Raw genomic sequence first — 15,652 nt, 5'->3', positions numbered from 1 at the left:
GGCTGCGGCTCGGGGGGAGGTCAAGGCTTGAACCAGTGGGAGCGCTCCCATGGTGAGGGCGGGCCTGTGAGCGGTCAAGGTCCGCGGAGAATCGAAAAGATTCGACGGTCCCGGTCGCGGAAATTTTCGCAACTCCCCTTTGCAATCACGTGACTTGGCGCTACCTTCCAACGCACCAGTGGGAGCGGTTCCATCAGTCGACGCGTCCGTGGCGGACGCGCCAAGCTGCAAGGAGTCGCTCATGCGACACCCCCCGCGTCCAGTGCTCTTGGCCGTCGCCGGTGCGGTCGCGCTCCTCGGGAGCGTGGTCGTCCCGGTCGTCGCGGCCGAGGGAGCCACGCCCGCGTGCACGGTGGACTACTCCGTCACCGGCCAGTGGGACGGCGGCTTCCAGAGCTCCGTCCGCATCACGAACAACCAGGCCGCGCTGAGCAGTTGGAAACTCACCTTCGACTTCGCGGGCGGTCAGAAGGTCACCCGGGGCTGGAACGCCAAGTGGTCCCAGTCCGGCACCACCGTGACCGCCGCCGGCGAGAGCTGGAACGGCGCGCTCGGCTCCGGCGCGAGCGTCAGCGCCGGCTTCCTCGCCTCCTGGTCCGGCGCCAACACCGCACCGGCGGCCTTCAGGCTCAACGGCACGGCGTGCAACGTGGACCCGGACCCGACGACACCTCCCCCGACCGACCCCCCGCCCACCGGCCCCCCGCCGTCGAGCGGCACGGCGCCCGCCCTGCACGTCTCGGGCACCAGGCTCGTGGACGCCGCCGGCAGGACCCGCCGCCTGCTGGGCGTGAACCGCTCCGGCGGCGAGTTCATGTGCGTCCAGGGCTACGGCATCTGGGACGGCCCGGTGGACGACGCCGCCGTGAAGGCGATCGCCGACTGGAAGGCCAACGCCGTCCGCATCCCGCTCAACGAGGAGTGCTGGCTGGGACTGTCCAACGTCAAACCCGAGTACGGCGGCGCGAACTACGTCAACGCCGTCAAGGAACTGGTGGCCCGCGTCGAGGCGCACGGCATGACACCGGTCCTGGAGATGCACTGGTCCTACGGCCAGTACACCGGCAACTCGGCCGGCTGCTCCGACGTGCACGCCACCTGCCAGAAGCCGATGCCCGACGCGCAGTACGCCCCGTCCTTCTGGGCGTCGGTGGCCGACACCTTCAAGGGCGACCAGGCGGCCGTGTTCGACCTGTTCAACGAGCCGTATCCGGACCGGGCGGTCTCCAGCGCCACGGACGCCTGGACGTGCTGGCGGGACGGCGGCACCTGCCCCGGCATCCCCTACGAGGTCGCCGGCATGCAGGACCTGGTCGACGCCGTCCGCGGCGCCGGCGCGAAGAACGTCATCATGGCCGGCGGTCTCGCGTACTCCAACGACCTGAGCCAGTGGCCGGCGTACCGGCCGGCCGACCCGGCGGGCAATCTCGCCGCCGCGTACCACGTCTACAACTTCAACACCTGCGCGAGCGAGAGCTGCTGGAACTCCACCCTCGCCCCGGTCGCGGCCCAGGTGCCGCTGGTGGCCGGAGAGGTCGGCGAGAACACCTGCTCGCACGGGTTCACCGACCGGGTCATGCAGTGGTTCGACGACCGGAACCTGTCGTACCTCGGCTGGACCTGGAACACCTGGGACTGCTCCTCCGGGCCGTCCCTGATCTCCGCCTACGACGGCACACCCACCGCGTACGGCGTCGGGCTGCGCGACCACCTGCGCGCCCTCAACCCGTGATCCCCGCACCCTCGGAAGAAGGAAACCCGCACCCATGAGTCGTACCAAGACAACGCTGCTGGTGGCCCTCGGGCTCCTCGCCGGAGCCACCGGGACGGCGTTCGCCGCCATGCCGGCCGGCTCCGCCACCGGCCTCGCCGCCGTGCCCTGCACCGTCGACTACAAGATCCAGAGCCAGTGGGACACCGGCTTCACCGCCGCCGTGACCATCACCAACAACGCTGCTGCAAAGCCCAGTTGGTCGCTGAAGTGGTCGTACACCGGCAGCCAGAAGGTCACCAGCGGCTGGAGCGCGAAACTCAGCCAGAGCGGCACCGCCGTCACCGCCGCCAACGAGAGCTACAACGGCTCGCTCGCCACCGGCGGCACCGTCAGCTTCGGCTTCAACGGCACCTACACCGGCACCAACGCCGTCCCCACCACGTTCACGCTCGACGGCGTCACCTGCAACGTCGACGCCGGCGGCACGGGCGGCGGCACGGGTGGGGACACCGGCGGCGGCACGGGCGGCACCGGGGGCGACACCGGTGGGGGCACGGGCGGCACCGGGGGCGACACCGGCGGCGGCACGGGCACCCGCGTCGACAACCCCTACAGCGGGTCCAAGGTGTACGTGAACCCGGAGTGGTCGGCCCTGGCCGCCGCCGAGCCGGGCGGCAGCCGCGTCGCCAACCAGCCCACCGCCGTCTGGCTCGACCGGATCGCCGCCATCAACGGCGTGAACGGGGGCATGGGGCTGCGCGCCCACCTGGACGAGGCCCTGAAGCAGAAGGGCACCGGCAACCTGGTCGTCCAGCTGGTCATCTACGACCTCCCCGGCCGCGACTGCGCCGCCCTCGCCTCCAACGGCGAACTCGGGCCCAACGACATCGACAAGTACAAGACCCAGTACATCGACCCGATCGCCTCGATCCTGGCCGACGCCAAGTACGCGGGCCTGCGGATCGCCACCGTCATCGAACCCGACTCGCTGCCCAACCTCGTCACCAACGCCGGCGGTACCAACACCACCACCGACGCCTGCACCACCATGAAGGCCAACGGCAACTACGAGAAGGGCGTCGGCTACGCCCTGGACAAGCTGGGCGCCATCCCGAACGTCTACAACTACATCGACGCCGGCCACCACGGCTGGCTCGGCTGGGACAGCAACCTCGGCCCCTCGGTGCAGGAGTTCTACAGGACCGCCACGAGCAACGGCGCGAGCGTGAACGACGTGACCGGCTTCGTCGTCAACACCGCCAACTACAGCCCCACCAAGGAGCCGAACTTCAAGGTCACCGACTCCGTCAACGGGCAGACCGTGCGCCAGTCCAAGTGGGTGGACTGGAACCAGTACGTGGACGAGCAGTCCTTCGCCCAGGGGCTGCGCGACAAGCTGGTCGCGGCCGGCTTCAACTCCGGGCTCGGCATGCTGATCGACACCTCCCGCAACGGCTGGGGCGGCTCCGCCCGGCCCACCGGCCCGGGCCCGCTGACCTCGGTCGACAACTACGTCAACGGCGGCCGCGTCGACCGGCGCATCCACGCCGGCAACTGGTGCAACCAGAGCGGCGCGGGCCTCGGTGAACGGCCGACCGCCGCACCGGCCGCCGGGATCGACGCCTACGTGTGGGTCAAGCCGCCGGGGGAGTCCGACGGAGCCAGCTCCGCCGTCTCCAACGACGAGGGCAAGGGCTTCGACCGCATGTGCGACCCCACCTACGGGGGCAACGCCCGCAACGGCAACAACCCCACGGGCGCGTTGCCGAACTCCCCGCTGGCCGGGCACTGGTTCTCCGCCCAGTTCCAGCAGCTGATGCAGAACGCCTACCCGCCGCTGCCGTAGCAGCGGCGCGGTGAACGTCCGCCGGAACCGGGGCCGCACCGCGGGCCCGGTCCCGGCGGAGCGTGCGTCCGGGCACCGGAAACGTCCGGGCACCGACCGTCACCGGTGCCCGGCCGCTCCCGTGCCCGCCCGCCCCGCCGGACTTGCCGCCCCCGCCCTCCGCCTCCGTTCTCTGCGGTACCGGAAACACCGCCGGCCCGCGTCCGGTGCGCCGCCGCACGCTGTGCGCGTCCGGACGAGAGGCTGACCACCAGGGCGCACGACCACCACGAGGACCACGACGGCAGACGGGGACACGGACACGGCCGCCCGCCCCGCGGTGCGGCGGGGCGGGCGGCCGTGGGCGCGGGGGTCAGGCCACGTCGAAAGTGGCCGGATCCGGTCCGATCCGCCGGTCCTCGTTCAGCGCGTTGATCGCCGCGAGGTCCTCGTCGTCCAGGCTGAAGTCGAACACCGCGATGTTCTCCCTGATCCGCGAGGGCGTCACGGACTTCGGGATCACCACGTTGCCGAGCTGGACGTGCCAGCGCAGCACCACCTGCGCCGGGGTGCGGTCGTGCTTCTGCGCGATGGCGACGATCGCCGGCACCTCCAGCAGGCCCTTGCCCTGGCCGAGCGGCGACCAGGCCTCGGTGGCGACGCCCCGCTCCGCGTGGAAGGCGCGCGACTCGCCCTGCTGCAGGTGCGGGTGCAGCTCGATCTGGTTGACCGCCGGGACGACCGACGTCTCGGCGGCCAGCCGGCGCAGGTGCTCGGGGAGGAAGTTGGACACGCCGATCGCCCGGACGCGGCCGTCGGCGTGCAGCTTCTCGAACGCCTTGTAGGTGTCGATGTAGGTGTCGCGGGACGGCAGCGGCCAGTGGATCAGGTACAGGTCGACGTAGTCGAGCCCCAGCTTCCGCAGCGACGTGTCGAACGCGCGCAGCGTGGCGTCGTACCCCTGGTCGCTGTTCCAGAGCTTGGTGGCGACGAAGACGTCCTCGCGAGGCAGGCCGGAGGCGGCGATGGCCTTGCCGGTGCCCTCTTCGTTGCCGTAGATCGCCGCTGTGTCGATGCTGCGGTACCCGGCCTCGAGCGCCGTGGCGACGGCCCGCTCGGCCTCGTCGTCCGGTACCTGCCAGACGCCGAAGCCCAGCTGGGGCATCTCGACGCCGTTGTTGAGGATGATCGGGGGGACCTTGCTGCTCACGAGCTTCTTGATCCTTCGGTTGTCGACAGGTGGTACTCCCATCGTCAACGATCACGGGCCGCGATGCATTCCTGACCGTACGGTCCACGCCGGGAGAACCGGCCGGCGCTCCGCACGGCGCACCGGCCGGTTCTCCCGTCAGGCCTGGTAGAGGGCCTCGACCTCTTTGCCGTACGCCTTCTCGATCGCTTTCCGCTTCAGTTTCAGCGACGGCGTCAGCAGGCCGTGCTCCTCGGTGAACGGCTGCGCCAGGATGCGGAAGGTGCGGATCGACTCGGCCTGGGAGACCAGGGTGTTGGCGGCCACGACCGCCCGCCGCACCTCCGCCTCCAGGTCCGGGTTGCGCACCAGCCGGGCCGGGCTCATCCGGGGCTTGTCGCGCATCTGCAGCCAGTGCTCCACGGCCTCCTGGTCCAGGGTGACCAGGGCGGCGATGTAGGGGCGGTCGTTGCCGACGACGATGCACTGGTTGACCAGCGGGTGGTCGCGGACCCGCTCCTCCAGCACGCCGGGGGAGACGCTCTTGCCGCCGGAGGTCACCAGGATCTCCTTCTTGCGGCCGGTGATGGTCAGGTAGCCGTCCTCGTCGAGGGAACCGAGGTCGCCGGTGGCGAGCCAGCCGTCGTGCAGGGCCTCGTCGGTGGCCTTCGGGTTGTTCAGGTAGCCCTGGAAGACGTTGCCGCCGCGCAGCCAGATCTCCCCGTCGTCCGCGATGTGCACGGTCACCCCGGGGATGGGCCGGCCGACGGTGCCGTACCGGGTGCGCTCGGGCGGGTTGGCGGTGGCGGCGGCGGTCGACTCCGTCAGGCCGTACCCCTCGTACACCTGCACGCCGGCCCCGGCGAAGAACAGCCCCAGCCTGCGGTCCATGCCCGAGCCGCCGGACATCGCGTTGCGGATCCGGCCGCCCATCGCGGCCCGTACCTTGGCGTAGACGAGCTTGTCGAACACCTGGTGCTGCATGCGCAGGCCCGCCGACGGGCCCGGTCCGGTGCCCCAGGCCTTGGCCTCCAGCGCCTCCGCGTACTTCACCGCGACCTCGACGGCCTTCTCGAACGGCCCGGCCCTGCCCTCCTTCTCCGCCTTGCGGCGGGAGGCGTTGAACACCTTCTCGAAGATGTACGGCACCGCGAGGATGAACGTCGGCCGGAACGCCTGCAGGTCGGGCAGCAGGGCGGCGGCGTTCAGCTGCGGCTGGTGCCCGAGGCGGACCCGGCCGCGGATCGAGGCGACCTCCACCATCCGCCCGAACACGTGCGCCAGCGGCAGGAACAGCAGCGTGGAGGCGTCCTCGCCCCTCCTGGAGCGGAACACCGGATCCCAGTGCTCGACGACGGTGTCCGCCTCGACCATGAAGTTCCCGTGCGAGAGCACACAGCCCTTCGGGCGGCCGGTGGTCCCCGAGGTGTAGATGACCGTCGCCACCGACTCCGGGGTGACCGCCACCCGGTGCCGGTGCACCGTCTCGTCGTCCAGGTGCGCCCCGGCGTCGTACAGCTCCCGCACGCAGCCCGCGTCCAGCTGCCAGAGCTGGTGCAGCCGCGGCAGCCGGTCGATGACGGTGGCGATCGTCATCGCGTGGTCCTCGTGCTCCACGACGGCCGCGGACACCTCGGCGTCGTACAGCATCCAGAAGCACTGTTCGGCCGAGGACGTCGGGTAGACCGGCACCACCTGGGCGCCGATCGCCCACAGCGCGAAGTCGAACAGGGTCCACTCGTAGCGGGTGCGGGACATGATCGCGACCCGGTCGCCGAACCGGACGCCCCGGGCCAGCAGCCCCTTCGCCAGGGCGAGCACCTCGTCGCGGAACTCGGCCGAGGTCACGTCCCGCCACTGCCCGGACTCGTCCTTGCGGGCGAGGGCGACGCGCGCCGGGTCCGTGCGGGCGTGCTCGAAGACGGCGTCGGCCAGACCGCCGGCCGGCGGCGCCGACGCCGGCGGAGGGTTGGTGAACTCGCGCAATCCCCGCTCCTAGCTCGTCGTCCACGGCCGTGATGCTCCGCACAGCGCCGTGAAAGCTACCCCACCCGTTGGCCCGGCGGGAGGAGAAGGGAAGCCGGGCAAACCCGGCGTACCTCTCCGGCCCCGGCCGGAAAATACCCGCACATGGGGAAGGGACGGACACAATACTGACGGGTCGATAAGCCCCGGGGCCTCAATCTCCACCGAATCTGTACCTCCCGGTCACGGCGCGCGGACCGGGCCCCGCACGCCGAGCCCGTCCGGACGGGGGCCGGGCCCGCCCCCGTCCGGACGGGCTCGGCCTCCGCGACGGCCGAGGGCGGCCCCACCGGTGCTCCGGGGCCGCCCTCGCCGTCGTGCGCGCGTCAGCCGTGCGGGCTCACCGCCGCCTCCCGCGGCGCCGCCCCGGCCGGCGTCCCCGCCGGCGGCCGGGGCGTGCGCACCAGCACCAGGGCGCCCGCGGCGATCCCCGCGAGGCCCGCGCTCACCAACGCGCCGTTCAGACCCGAGGCGAACGCCACGCGCGGGGTGTGCTCGGCGACGCCGCCGCGCAGTGCCGTCGCGCCGCCGCCGGCCAGCGTGTGGGCCGCCGGCCGGGAGAGCGTGCCGGTCATCCGGGAGGTCAGGACCGTGCCGAGGACCGCCACCCCCAGCGCGTACCCCGGGCGGCGCTGAGCCGGGACGGCGGGGGCGCCGCGCGCCCCGCGGGGGCCGGGTCCCTCAGGCGCCCCGGTGGCGCAGGCGCCCACCGCCCGCCAGGACCGCCGCCGCCAGGGCGTTCGCGGCGTCCTCCGCCGTGCCCCGCCGCCGGCCGTGCACGAGGACGAAGTCGATCTTGCCCAGGTCCGGCAGGCCCGCCCGGTCCCCCACCCGGAACAGACCGGGCGGCATCAGCCGCCGGGAGTGGGCCATCACGCCCAGCCCGGCACGCGCGGCGGCGACCAGCCCGTTGAGGCTGCCGCTGGTGCACACGATGCGCCACTGCCGCCCCTGGTCCTCCAGCGCCTCCAGCGCGCGGGCCCGGGTGATGCCGGGCGGCGGGTACACGATCAGCGGCACCGGCCGGTCGGGGTCCAGGCGGAGCCGTTCGGCGCCGATCCACACCAGGTCGTCCTGCCACACCAGCTCGCCGCGCCGGTCCTCCGGGCGCCGCTTGGCCAGCACCAGGTCCAGCTTCCCGGCGGCCAGCCGCTCGTGCAGGGTGCCCGACAGCTCCACCGTCAGTTCCAGATCGACCTCGGGGTGGTCGTGGCGGAACCCCTCCAGGATCTCCGGCAGCCGGGTGAGGACGACGTCCTCCGAGGCCCCGAACCGCAGCCGGCCCCGCACCCGGGTGCCGGCGAAGAACGCCGCGGCCCGCTCGTGCACCTCCAGCAGCCGGCGGGCGAAGCCCAGCATGACCTCGCCGTCCTCGGTCAGCTCCACGGAGTGGGTGTCCCGTGCGAACAGCTGCCGGCCGGTGGCGTCCTCCAGCCGGCGCACGTGCTGGCTGACCGTCGACTGGCGCAGGCCCAGCCGCCGGGCGGCCTGTGTGAAGCTCAGTGTCTGCGCCACCGCCAGGAACGTGCGCAATTGCGACGGGTCGTACACGCACGCCAGCCTAGCCGCCGGTCATCGCGGTACACGATCACAGTCAGAGTGGTGTGCCGGATTCCCGATCGGCGGGCGCGGGAGCAGGATGGAAGGGGCCCGCGGGCCCGCACGCGTCCGGCGAAGGGCGACGACCGGCAAGAGGAGCACCGAGCACCGTGACACACCCGCGCCCGCCGAGATGGCTGCCCATCGACCCGTACGTCCTGCTGCTGCTCGGGACGGTCGGGCTCGCGGCGCTGCTGCCGGCCCGGGGCACCGGCGCGGCCGCGGCCTCGGGCGCCTCCACGGCCGCGATCGCCTTCCTGTTCCTGCTGTACGGCGCCCGGCTGTCCACCCGTGAGGCCCTGGACGGCCTCCGGCACTGGCGGCTCCACCTCACCGTGCTGATCTGCACCTTCGCCGTCTTCCCGCTGCTCGGCCTGGCCGCGCGCGGTCTGGTGCCGGTGCTGCTGACCCAGCCGCTGTACCAGGGCCTGCTCTTCCTGACCCTGGTGCCGTCCACCATCCAGTCGTCGATCGCGTTCACCTCCATCGCCCGCGGCAACGTGCCCGCCGCGATCTGCGCCGGCTCCTTCTCCTCCCTCACCGGCATCGTCCTCACCCCGCTGCTGGCGGCGGTGCTGCTCGGCGGCGGCGGGTTCTCCGCCGACTCGCTGGTGAAGATCGTGCTGCAGCTGCTGGTGCCGTTCCTCGCCGGGCAGGTGACCCGCCGCTGGATCGGCGGCTTCGTCACCCGGCACAGTAAGGTCCTCGGCCTCGTCGACCGCGGCTCGATCCTGCTGGTCGTCTACACCGCGTTCAGCGAGGGCGTGACCCGGGGCGTCTGGCACCGGGTCAGCCCTCCGCGGCTGGCGGCGCTGCTCGCCGTCGAGGCCGTCCTGCTGGCCGTCATGCTCGTGCTGACCTGGTACGGCGGCAGGGCGCTCGGCTTCGGGCGGGAGGACCGGATCGCGATCCAGTTCGCCGGGTCGAAGAAGTCCCTCGCCTCCGGGCTGCCGATGGCGAGCGTCCTGTTCGGCGCCCACGCCTCGCTGGCCGTCCTGCCGCTGATGCTGTTCCACCAGATGCAGCTGATGGTGTGCGCGGTCATCGCCAGGCGGCGGGCCCGCGACCCGCGGGGGACGGCCGGCACGTCAGCCGCGCACGCGGTCCAGGGGCAGCCACAGGACCGAGCCCTGCGGTGACCGCTGCACCGCCGGGTCGGCCAGCTCCCCGTCGGTCAGGACCCGGTCCCACACGCGCACCTCGTCGATCGCGCCGGTGAAGGAGGCCCGGCCGTCCACCCGCTGACCGATGTGCACCCCGAAGGGCGAGTTCCGGCTGACGGAGCCCGGCACCCCGTCGACGGCGGTCCGCGTGCCGTCGACGGACAGCGACAGGCTGCCGCCGTCCCGGCGGAGCACCGCGCGGTGCCACCGGCCGTCGTCGTACGCGGCGGCCGAGCGGACGCTCGCGGTGCGCGCGGGGCCCGCCCCCTCCCGCGCGGTGACGAGCGCCCGGAGGCGGTGGTCCGCCGGCTCGCCCCGCAGCCACACCTGCGGCTGGCTGCTGCCGACGCCCCCCATCCACAGCAGCGGCTGCTCCCCGGACGCGGCCGTGTACCGGAACCACAGCGACACGGTGAAGTCCTTCGTCCCGAGCGGCAGGCCCGGTCGGTACGGCAGCCGTACGGCGTCGTCGGCGCCGTCGAACTCCAGGGCCCCGCCCACGGTGCCGTCCGTCTCCCGCGCGCCGCCGAGGACCGAGGCCGGGCGGCCGTGCGGGGCGCGGTCCGCGGTGACCGGGCCGGGACGGCGGCGCGGGGCGAGCCAGCCCTCGGTGAAGCGGGCGAAGCGGATCTCGTCGCGGGCGTCGACGGCCCCGCCCTCGTACAGCAGGCCCACCGTGCCGCGGCCCGCCCGCACCAGGTCGGAGTAGCCGGACCAGTCCGCGGTGACGACCGTGCCGCGGTCCACGCCGTCCCAGGTGCGGCCACCGTCGTAGGAGGAGCGGATCATCATCGTGCGGCGCCGGTCGGGGTCGGCGGGGCAGGCGAGCAGGAGCCGGCCGCCCAGCCGCAGCAGCGACCCCTGCACCTGCGGGGCGTAGAGGCCGGGCAGGGCGCGGAAGGGCGCGGTGAAGCGGCCGCCGCCGTCCCGGCTGACGGCCTGCGTGCGGTGGCCGAGGTCGGTGCCGTCCTGCTCCCGGCCGCTGACCAGGAGCGAGCCGTCCGCCCGCTCGGCGAGCGCGAGTTCGGAGGGCTTCTGCCGGAAGGTGCCGTCGGCGGCGACCGGCCAGGTGTCGGTGGCGCCGACCCGCCAGTGGCCGCCGTGGTCGTCGCTGACGACCAGCGCGGCGTGGTTGGCACTGACCCGGCTGCCGTTCCACGTCTCGGTGTTGACGCCGAGGACCAGGCGTCCGGCGTACCGGCCGCGGGTGAGCTGGAGGCCGTGCACCGGGCCGGTCGCGTACCAGGAGTTCCAGTCGGCGGGCAGGATCTCCGGACTCAGGTCGCGCGGCGCGGACCAGGTCAGACCGTCGTCGTCGCTGACCTGCAGGTGCGGGGTGCGGTCGCAGGGCACGGAGCAGCCGGCGCCGTCCGTGCGGCCCGTGTTGTACGTCTCCGCGAGCCAGATCCGGCCGGTGTCCCGGTCGACGACCGGTGCCGGGTTGCCGTGGGTGTCGCCGGCGCCCTCGGTGACCACCCGCAGCGGGCCCCAGGTGCGGCCGCCGTCGGTGGACCGCTTCAGCACGATGTCGATGTCGGCCGCGTCCCCGCAGTTGAGGACCCGCCCCTCGGCGAACGCCAGCAGCGTGCCGGCCGCCGTCCGCACGACCGCCGGGATGCGGAAGCAGGCGTAGCCGGGGTCCCGGGCGGCCTCGAAGAGGACCTGCTGCTCGAACACCGCAGCGGGGGACGACGGCCGGGCGTGTGCCGGGTGGGCGGAGGTGAGCGGCGCGAGCAGCAGCGCCGCCGTCATGAGGGCGAGCGCGGGAGCGCGTGCGGGACGGGCGCGGGGACCTGACGGCATGGTGCGACCTGCCCTTCGTCGGCGGGCGTGCGGACATCCGGACATCCCATGTCCAACATGCGCTGCCTAGAAGGTAGTTGCGGGCCGTGGTGCCCCACAAGGAGCGTGCGGGACGAGAAACGCCGCCCGGCCGCCCGGGGCGCGGCACGGCTTCGCCGCGGCCGGTCCGCGTCCGGACGGCCCGGTGGGCCTGCGCGGCGTCCTCCGGCGCGGACCCGCCGTGCCGGGCCGGACCGGCGGGTGGGCCTGCGCGCCGCCCCCGTCCGCACCGTGCCGCGGGGAGCCGGTCGGTCCCGGGCGGCCGGTCAGTCCCGGGCGGCCGCGGCCGGCAGGGCGATCCGGTCCTGGCCCGCGTACACGTTCATCGAATCGCCCCGCAGGAAGCCCACCAGGGTCAGCCCGGTCTCGGCGGCCAGGTCCACCGCCAGCGACGACGGCGCGGACACCGCCGCCAGCAGCGGGATGCCCGCCATCACCGCCTTCTGCGCCAGCTCGAACGAGGCCCGGCCCGACACCAGCAGCACCGCCCGCGACAGCGGCAGATCCCCGTTCTGCAGGGCGCGGCCCACCAGCTTGTCGACCGCGTTGTGCCGGCCCACGTCCTCCCGCACGTCCAGCAGGTCCCCGTCCTCGGAGAACAGGGCGGCCGCGTGCAGGCCCCCCGTCCGGTCGAACACCCGCTGGGCCGCGCGCAGCCGGTCCGGAAGGGCCGCCAGCAGGGAGGTGCTCACCCGGACCGGGGGAGCGTCGGCGATCGGCCAGCGGGCGGTCGTGCGCACCGCGTCCAGACTGGCCTTGCCGCACAGCCCGCACGAGGAGGTCGTGTAGACGTTCCGCTCCAGCGTGAAGTCCGGCAGCCTGACGTCGGGGGCGGTCGTCACGTCGACCACGTTGTAGGTGTTCGAACCGTCGGCGATCGCCCCGGCGCAGTAGACGATGTTCCGCAGGTCGGACGCGGTGGCCAGGACGCCCTCGCTCACCAGGAACCCGGCCGCCAGCGCGAAGTCGTCGCCCGGGGTGCGCATCGTGACGGCCAGGGGCTTGCCGTTGAGGCGGATCTCCAGGGGTTCCTCCGCGACGAGGGTGTCCGGCCGGGCGGAGACCGCCCCGTCCCGGATGCGGAGGACCCTGCGCCGTTCCGTCACTCGTCCCATGTCCTGATCAGCCCCGGTTCCGTACGCGCTGGTGGCCGAAACGGCCCTTCGTGCAAAGAGCGCCGAGGGTCACCGGGCCGGCGTGCGGCGGGGTGACCGTGGCACCACTATTGTCCCGCACGGCCGGCGCCGGCGGGCGGCCGTGCGGCGGCCTGAGGGAAGCCGACAACTCCCCTGCCCGATTCCTGTGGCTTCACCTGACGTCGTACCCGCCGGTCACTGGCCACACTGGTGGATCCCGCTACCCACGGCAACGAGGGGACCCCCGCATGCACGGCTCGCGCATCGCCGCCATCGGTCACTACCAGCCCGCCAGGGTGCTCACCAACGACGACCTGGCGGGCATGGTCGACACCAGTGACGCGTGGATCCGCAGCCGGGTCGGCATCCGCACCCGGCACATCGCCGGCCCCGGGGAGCCGGTGGACGAACTGGCCGCGCACGCCGCCGCCAAGGCCCTCGCCGCGGCCGGGCTCGCCCCGCACGACATCGACCTGGTCCTCGTCGCGACGTCCACCGCGATCGACCGCTCACCGAACACCGCCGCGCGGGTCGCGGCCCGGCTCGGCGTCCCGCGGCCGGCCGCGATGGACGTCAACGTGGTCTGCGCCGGCTTCCCGCACGCCCTGGCCACCGCCGACCACGCCGTCCGGGCCGGCGCGGCCACCCGTGCCCTGGTCATCGGCGCGGACAAGATGTCCGACGTCACCGACTGGAGCGACCGCACCACGTGCGTCCTGGTGGGCGACGGGGCCGGGGCCGTCGTGGTCGAGGCCTGCGCGCCGGGCGAGCCGGCCGGGATCGGGCCGGTGCTGTGGGGGTCGGTGCCGGAGATGGGGCACGCCGTGCGGATCGAGGGCACACCGCCGCGGTTCGCCCAGGAGGGGCAGAGCGTCTACCGCTGGGCCACCACCCAGCTGCCCGCCATCGCCCGCCGCGCCTGCGAGAAGTCCGGGGTGACCCCGGAGGAACTCGCCGGGGTGGTCCTGCACCAGGCCAACCTGCGCATCATCGAGCCGCTGGCCCACAAGCTCGGCGCCGTCAACGCCGTCGTCGCCCGCGACGTCGTCGAGTCCGGCAACACCTCCGCCGCCAGCATCCCCCTCGCCTTCTCCAAGCTGGTCGAACAGGGGGCGCTCGGCGGGGGCGACCCGGTGCTGCTGTTCGGCTTCGGCGGCAACCTGTCGTACGCGGGCCACGTCGTCCGCTGCCCCTGAACGCGCCGGGGGCGCGGCGCCCCCGGCCTCCGGGCGGATAAGCAGGTGAAACGCACTCCGAAACCTTGGTATTGTGGTCCCTGTCGCCGCGGGGAGCACCCCGCCGGGCGACGCACACCGGTCCGGGTGGCGGAATGGCAGACGCGCTAGCTTGAGGTGCTAGTGCCCTTTATCGGGCGTGGGGGTTCAAGTCCCCCCTCGGACACTCACGGAAACCCCTGATGACCAGGGGTTTCTTTCGTTTGGGCACAAGGTGCGCCACCGGGCGCGGGCCCGTGCGCGGCGGGCCGGGCCCGCCGCGCGGCCGGTCACCCGGAGGCCTCCGTCAGCGCCGGCTGCCTGCGGCGCAGGCCGGCCAGCACGGCCCAGGCCACGGCCGCCAGCGGGATCGCCCCGGAGACGATCACCTGGTCCTGGCTGGAGACCAGGTCGTTGGGGGTGCCGAGCAGGTACCCGAGGCCGACGCAGGAGCGCGACAGTGCCTGGAAGCAGGCCCACGCGCTGCCGTGCACCTCGGCGGGCACCTGGGTGTGCACCGCGTTGCGCAGCCCCACGTTGCACGCGCCGTTGCCGAAGCCGCCGAGCAGGAACAGCGGGAAGACCGCCGCCGCCACCGGGATCAGGCCGACCAGCAGCAGACCGAGCGAGATGCCCAGGACCCCGCCCAGGATCAGCGCGGTGTGCCGGCCGGACCAGCTCGCGCGGCCGGCGAGCAGCGCGCCCGGGACCGAGCCCAGCGCCCAGGTCGCCAGGAACAGACCGAACACCGTGTCGTTGCCGCTCGCCACGTGGCGCAGGTAGAAGACGCCCGCCACGCCCTCGATGCTGGTCGCCAGCATCGCCGCCGCCAGCGCGGGCAGCAGGGGGCCCACGACCGGCGCGTGCCGCAGGGCCCGGTAGCCGTCCGACAGCCTCGACGCCGGCTTGCGGCCGATCGCCACGTCCGTGCTGCGCGGCACCGCGCGGGCCGTGCACCAGGCCAGCACGAGGAAGGAGGCGGCGTCGGCGCCGAGCAGCAGCGAGGTGCCCCGGGCCGAGTGCAGGAAGCCCGCCAGCGGCGGCCCGACCAGACCGGCCGCCGACAGCCCCGCCGTGAGCAGGCTGTTGGCCCGGCCCGTGTGCTCCTCGCCGGCCACGACGGGCAGCATCTTGAAGCCGGCGGCCACCGACGCCACCCCGGCCAGCCCCGACAGGGCGATCAGCGCAACCCTCAGGTGGAATCCCGGCACCGCCGTGGCGGTGCCGAGGCACAGCGCCTGCGCCACCAGGGCCCCCAGGCACACCTTCCGCCCACTGAGCCGGTCCACCACCGTGCCGATGACGGGCGCGGCGACGACCGTGGGCACGAGCTCCGCGAGGAAGACCTCCGTCACGCCCCAGCCGACGTGCCGGTCGGCCGCGTCCAGCACCAGGCCCAGCGAGGCGAGTGAGTCGCCCACGCGGGAGAAGAGGGTGCCCGCGATCAGTATCAGGGCGGCGGCTGGAAGCGTCTTGTCCCGGCGTGGCGCGGCGAACCCCGTCCCGCGCCTGTTTCGTGTGTCCAACCGAGTCCAATCCATCCGCTTGAACGCGTCCATTCACGCTGCTCGCGCAACAGATTAGGTCGGGCGCCCCGGTATGGCGATGTCCACCGGCCACCCCACACCATTTCTCCCCGTCCGGACGGCACCCCGGAAGCGGCCCGGAACGACGTCGCTTTCCCGGCCACCGGCCGCCCTCCACGCGCGTCCGCCGGCGGTCCCCGTACCCCCTGCCTCCCGGGCCGGGCAGGCGCGGGACGTGGGCGGGCGCCCTCGCGGGGCATTCCCCGGCGGCCGGAAAGAGCGAATCCTTCCAGCCAATTTCCGGTCTCGCGCGGGTTCGGTCGGCGTGTGTTCGCGGTTCCCGTGCATTAGGCGCCGAAAGGGGTCTGTGAAGGTGTGATCTGCGTCACGGGAATGTCCGGAAATTGCCCCGGCGTCTC

At 73.5% G+C, this 15,652-nt stretch carries 10 protein-coding genes, 1 tRNA gene and 2 pseudogenes; 5 read left to right on the top strand and 8 right to left on the bottom strand.

Going from position 1 to position 15,652, the window contains the following annotated elements; translation table 11 throughout:
• The first annotated feature begins 241 nt into the window (after positions 1-241).
• On the top strand, positions 242-1,732 hold the full coding sequence (locus QQY24_RS05385; protein ID WP_301971506.1) for a cellulose binding domain-containing protein: 1,491 nt from the start codon (positions 242-244) through the stop codon (positions 1,730-1,732).
• 34 nt (positions 1,733-1,766) lie between these two features.
• The gene (locus QQY24_RS05380) at positions 1,767-3,560 is read left to right on the top strand and encodes a glycoside hydrolase family 6 protein (protein WP_301971505.1); all 1,794 of its coding nucleotides are present in this window, start codon (positions 1,767-1,769) and stop codon (positions 3,558-3,560) included.
• Positions 3,561-3,912: 352 nt separating this feature from the next.
• Here QQY24_RS05380 and QQY24_RS05375 read toward each other — a convergent pair whose 3' ends face one another.
• The 4 genes and pseudogenes from QQY24_RS05375 to QQY24_RS05360 form a co-directional block, all read right to left on the bottom strand.
• Complete coding sequence (locus QQY24_RS05375; RefSeq protein ID WP_301971504.1) at positions 3,913-4,749, bottom strand: aldo/keto reductase; 837 nt, start codon at positions 4,747-4,749, stop codon at positions 3,913-3,915.
• Between the two features lie 138 nt (positions 4,750-4,887).
• Positions 4,888-6,714: a long-chain fatty acid--CoA ligase gene (locus tag QQY24_RS05370; RefSeq protein ID WP_301971503.1), complete on the bottom strand. Its 1,827-nt coding sequence runs from the start codon at positions 6,712-6,714 to the stop codon at positions 4,888-4,890.
• A gap of 365 nt (positions 6,715-7,079) precedes the next feature.
• Positions 7,080-7,385: pseudogene (locus QQY24_RS05365) on the bottom strand (MFS transporter); the annotation flags it as partial.
• Between the two features lie 49 nt (positions 7,386-7,434).
• Positions 7,435-8,304 carry a LysR substrate-binding domain-containing protein gene (locus QQY24_RS05360; protein WP_301971502.1) on the bottom strand — a complete coding sequence of 290 codons (870 nt, stop codon included), beginning with the start codon at positions 8,302-8,304 and terminating at the stop codon, positions 7,435-7,437.
• Between the two features lie 158 nt (positions 8,305-8,462).
• On the opposite strand from QQY24_RS05360, the gene QQY24_RS05355 reads away from it, so the two are divergent.
• Positions 8,463-9,491 carry a bile acid:sodium symporter family protein gene (locus tag QQY24_RS05355; protein WP_301971501.1) on the top strand — a complete coding sequence of 343 codons (1,029 nt, stop codon included), beginning with the start codon at positions 8,463-8,465 and terminating at the stop codon, positions 9,489-9,491.
• On the opposite strand, the gene QQY24_RS05350 is transcribed toward QQY24_RS05355, so the two are convergent.
• From QQY24_RS05350 to QQY24_RS05340, 3 genes and pseudogenes are all read right to left on the bottom strand, one after another.
• Entirely contained in the window at positions 9,441-11,318 is a 1,878-nt protein-coding gene (locus tag QQY24_RS05350) for a sialidase family protein (protein ID WP_301971500.1), read from the bottom strand. The two genes, QQY24_RS05355 and QQY24_RS05350, sit on opposite strands and share 51 nt — an antisense overlap.
• 305 nt (positions 11,319-11,623) lie before the next feature.
• Positions 11,624-12,472 (bottom strand): formate dehydrogenase accessory sulfurtransferase FdhD, encoded by an 849-nt coding sequence (fdhD, locus tag QQY24_RS05345; protein WP_301971499.1) that lies wholly within the window; start codon positions 12,470-12,472, stop codon positions 11,624-11,626.
• 7 nt (positions 12,473-12,479) lie between these two features.
• Positions 12,480-12,593, bottom strand: a pseudogene (locus QQY24_RS05340) (Fe-S-binding domain-containing protein); the annotation flags it as partial.
• Between the two features lie 148 nt (positions 12,594-12,741).
• On the opposite strand from QQY24_RS05340, the gene QQY24_RS05335 reads away from it, so the two are divergent.
• Together QQY24_RS05335 and QQY24_RS05330 are read left to right on the top strand one after the other, a co-directional pair.
• The gene (locus tag QQY24_RS05335; protein WP_301971498.1) at positions 12,742-13,689 is read left to right on the top strand and encodes a beta-ketoacyl-ACP synthase III; all 948 of its coding nucleotides are present in this window, start codon (positions 12,742-12,744) and stop codon (positions 13,687-13,689) included.
• 120 nt (positions 13,690-13,809) lie between these two features.
• Positions 13,810-13,894: transfer RNA gene (locus QQY24_RS05330), tRNA-Leu, on the top strand.
• Positions 13,895-13,997: 103 nt separating this feature from the next.
• Here QQY24_RS05330 and QQY24_RS05325 read toward each other — a convergent pair.
• Complete coding sequence (locus tag QQY24_RS05325) at positions 13,998-15,233, bottom strand: MFS transporter (protein ID WP_301971497.1); 1,236 nt, start codon at positions 15,231-15,233, stop codon at positions 13,998-14,000.
• Between the last annotated feature and the right edge of the window lie 419 nt (positions 15,234-15,652).

Source organism: Streptomyces sp. TG1A-8, assembly GCF_030499535.1.
Classification (GTDB): Bacteria; Actinomycetota; Actinomycetes; order Streptomycetales; family Streptomycetaceae; genus Streptomyces.
The sequence above is the reverse complement of the archived record's forward strand: the minus strand, read 5'-3'. Positions and strand labels throughout refer to the sequence as shown.

Coding starts and splice junctions, on each gene's coding strand:
- QQY24_RS05335 (WP_301971498.1), top strand. CDS start 12,742: ATGCACGGCTCGCGCATCGCCGCCATCGGTCACTACCAGCCCGCCAGG.
- fdhD (WP_301971499.1), bottom strand. CDS start 12,472: ATGGGACGAGTGACGGAACGGCGCAGGGTCCTCCGCATCCGGGACGGG.
- QQY24_RS05385 (WP_301971506.1), top strand. CDS start 242: ATGCGACACCCCCCGCGTCCAGTGCTCTTGGCCGTCGCCGGTGCGGTC.
- QQY24_RS05380 (WP_301971505.1), top strand. CDS start 1,767: ATGAGTCGTACCAAGACAACGCTGCTGGTGGCCCTCGGGCTCCTCGCC.
- QQY24_RS05350 (WP_301971500.1), bottom strand. CDS start 11,318: ATGCCGTCAGGTCCCCGCGCCCGTCCCGCACGCGCTCCCGCGCTCGCC.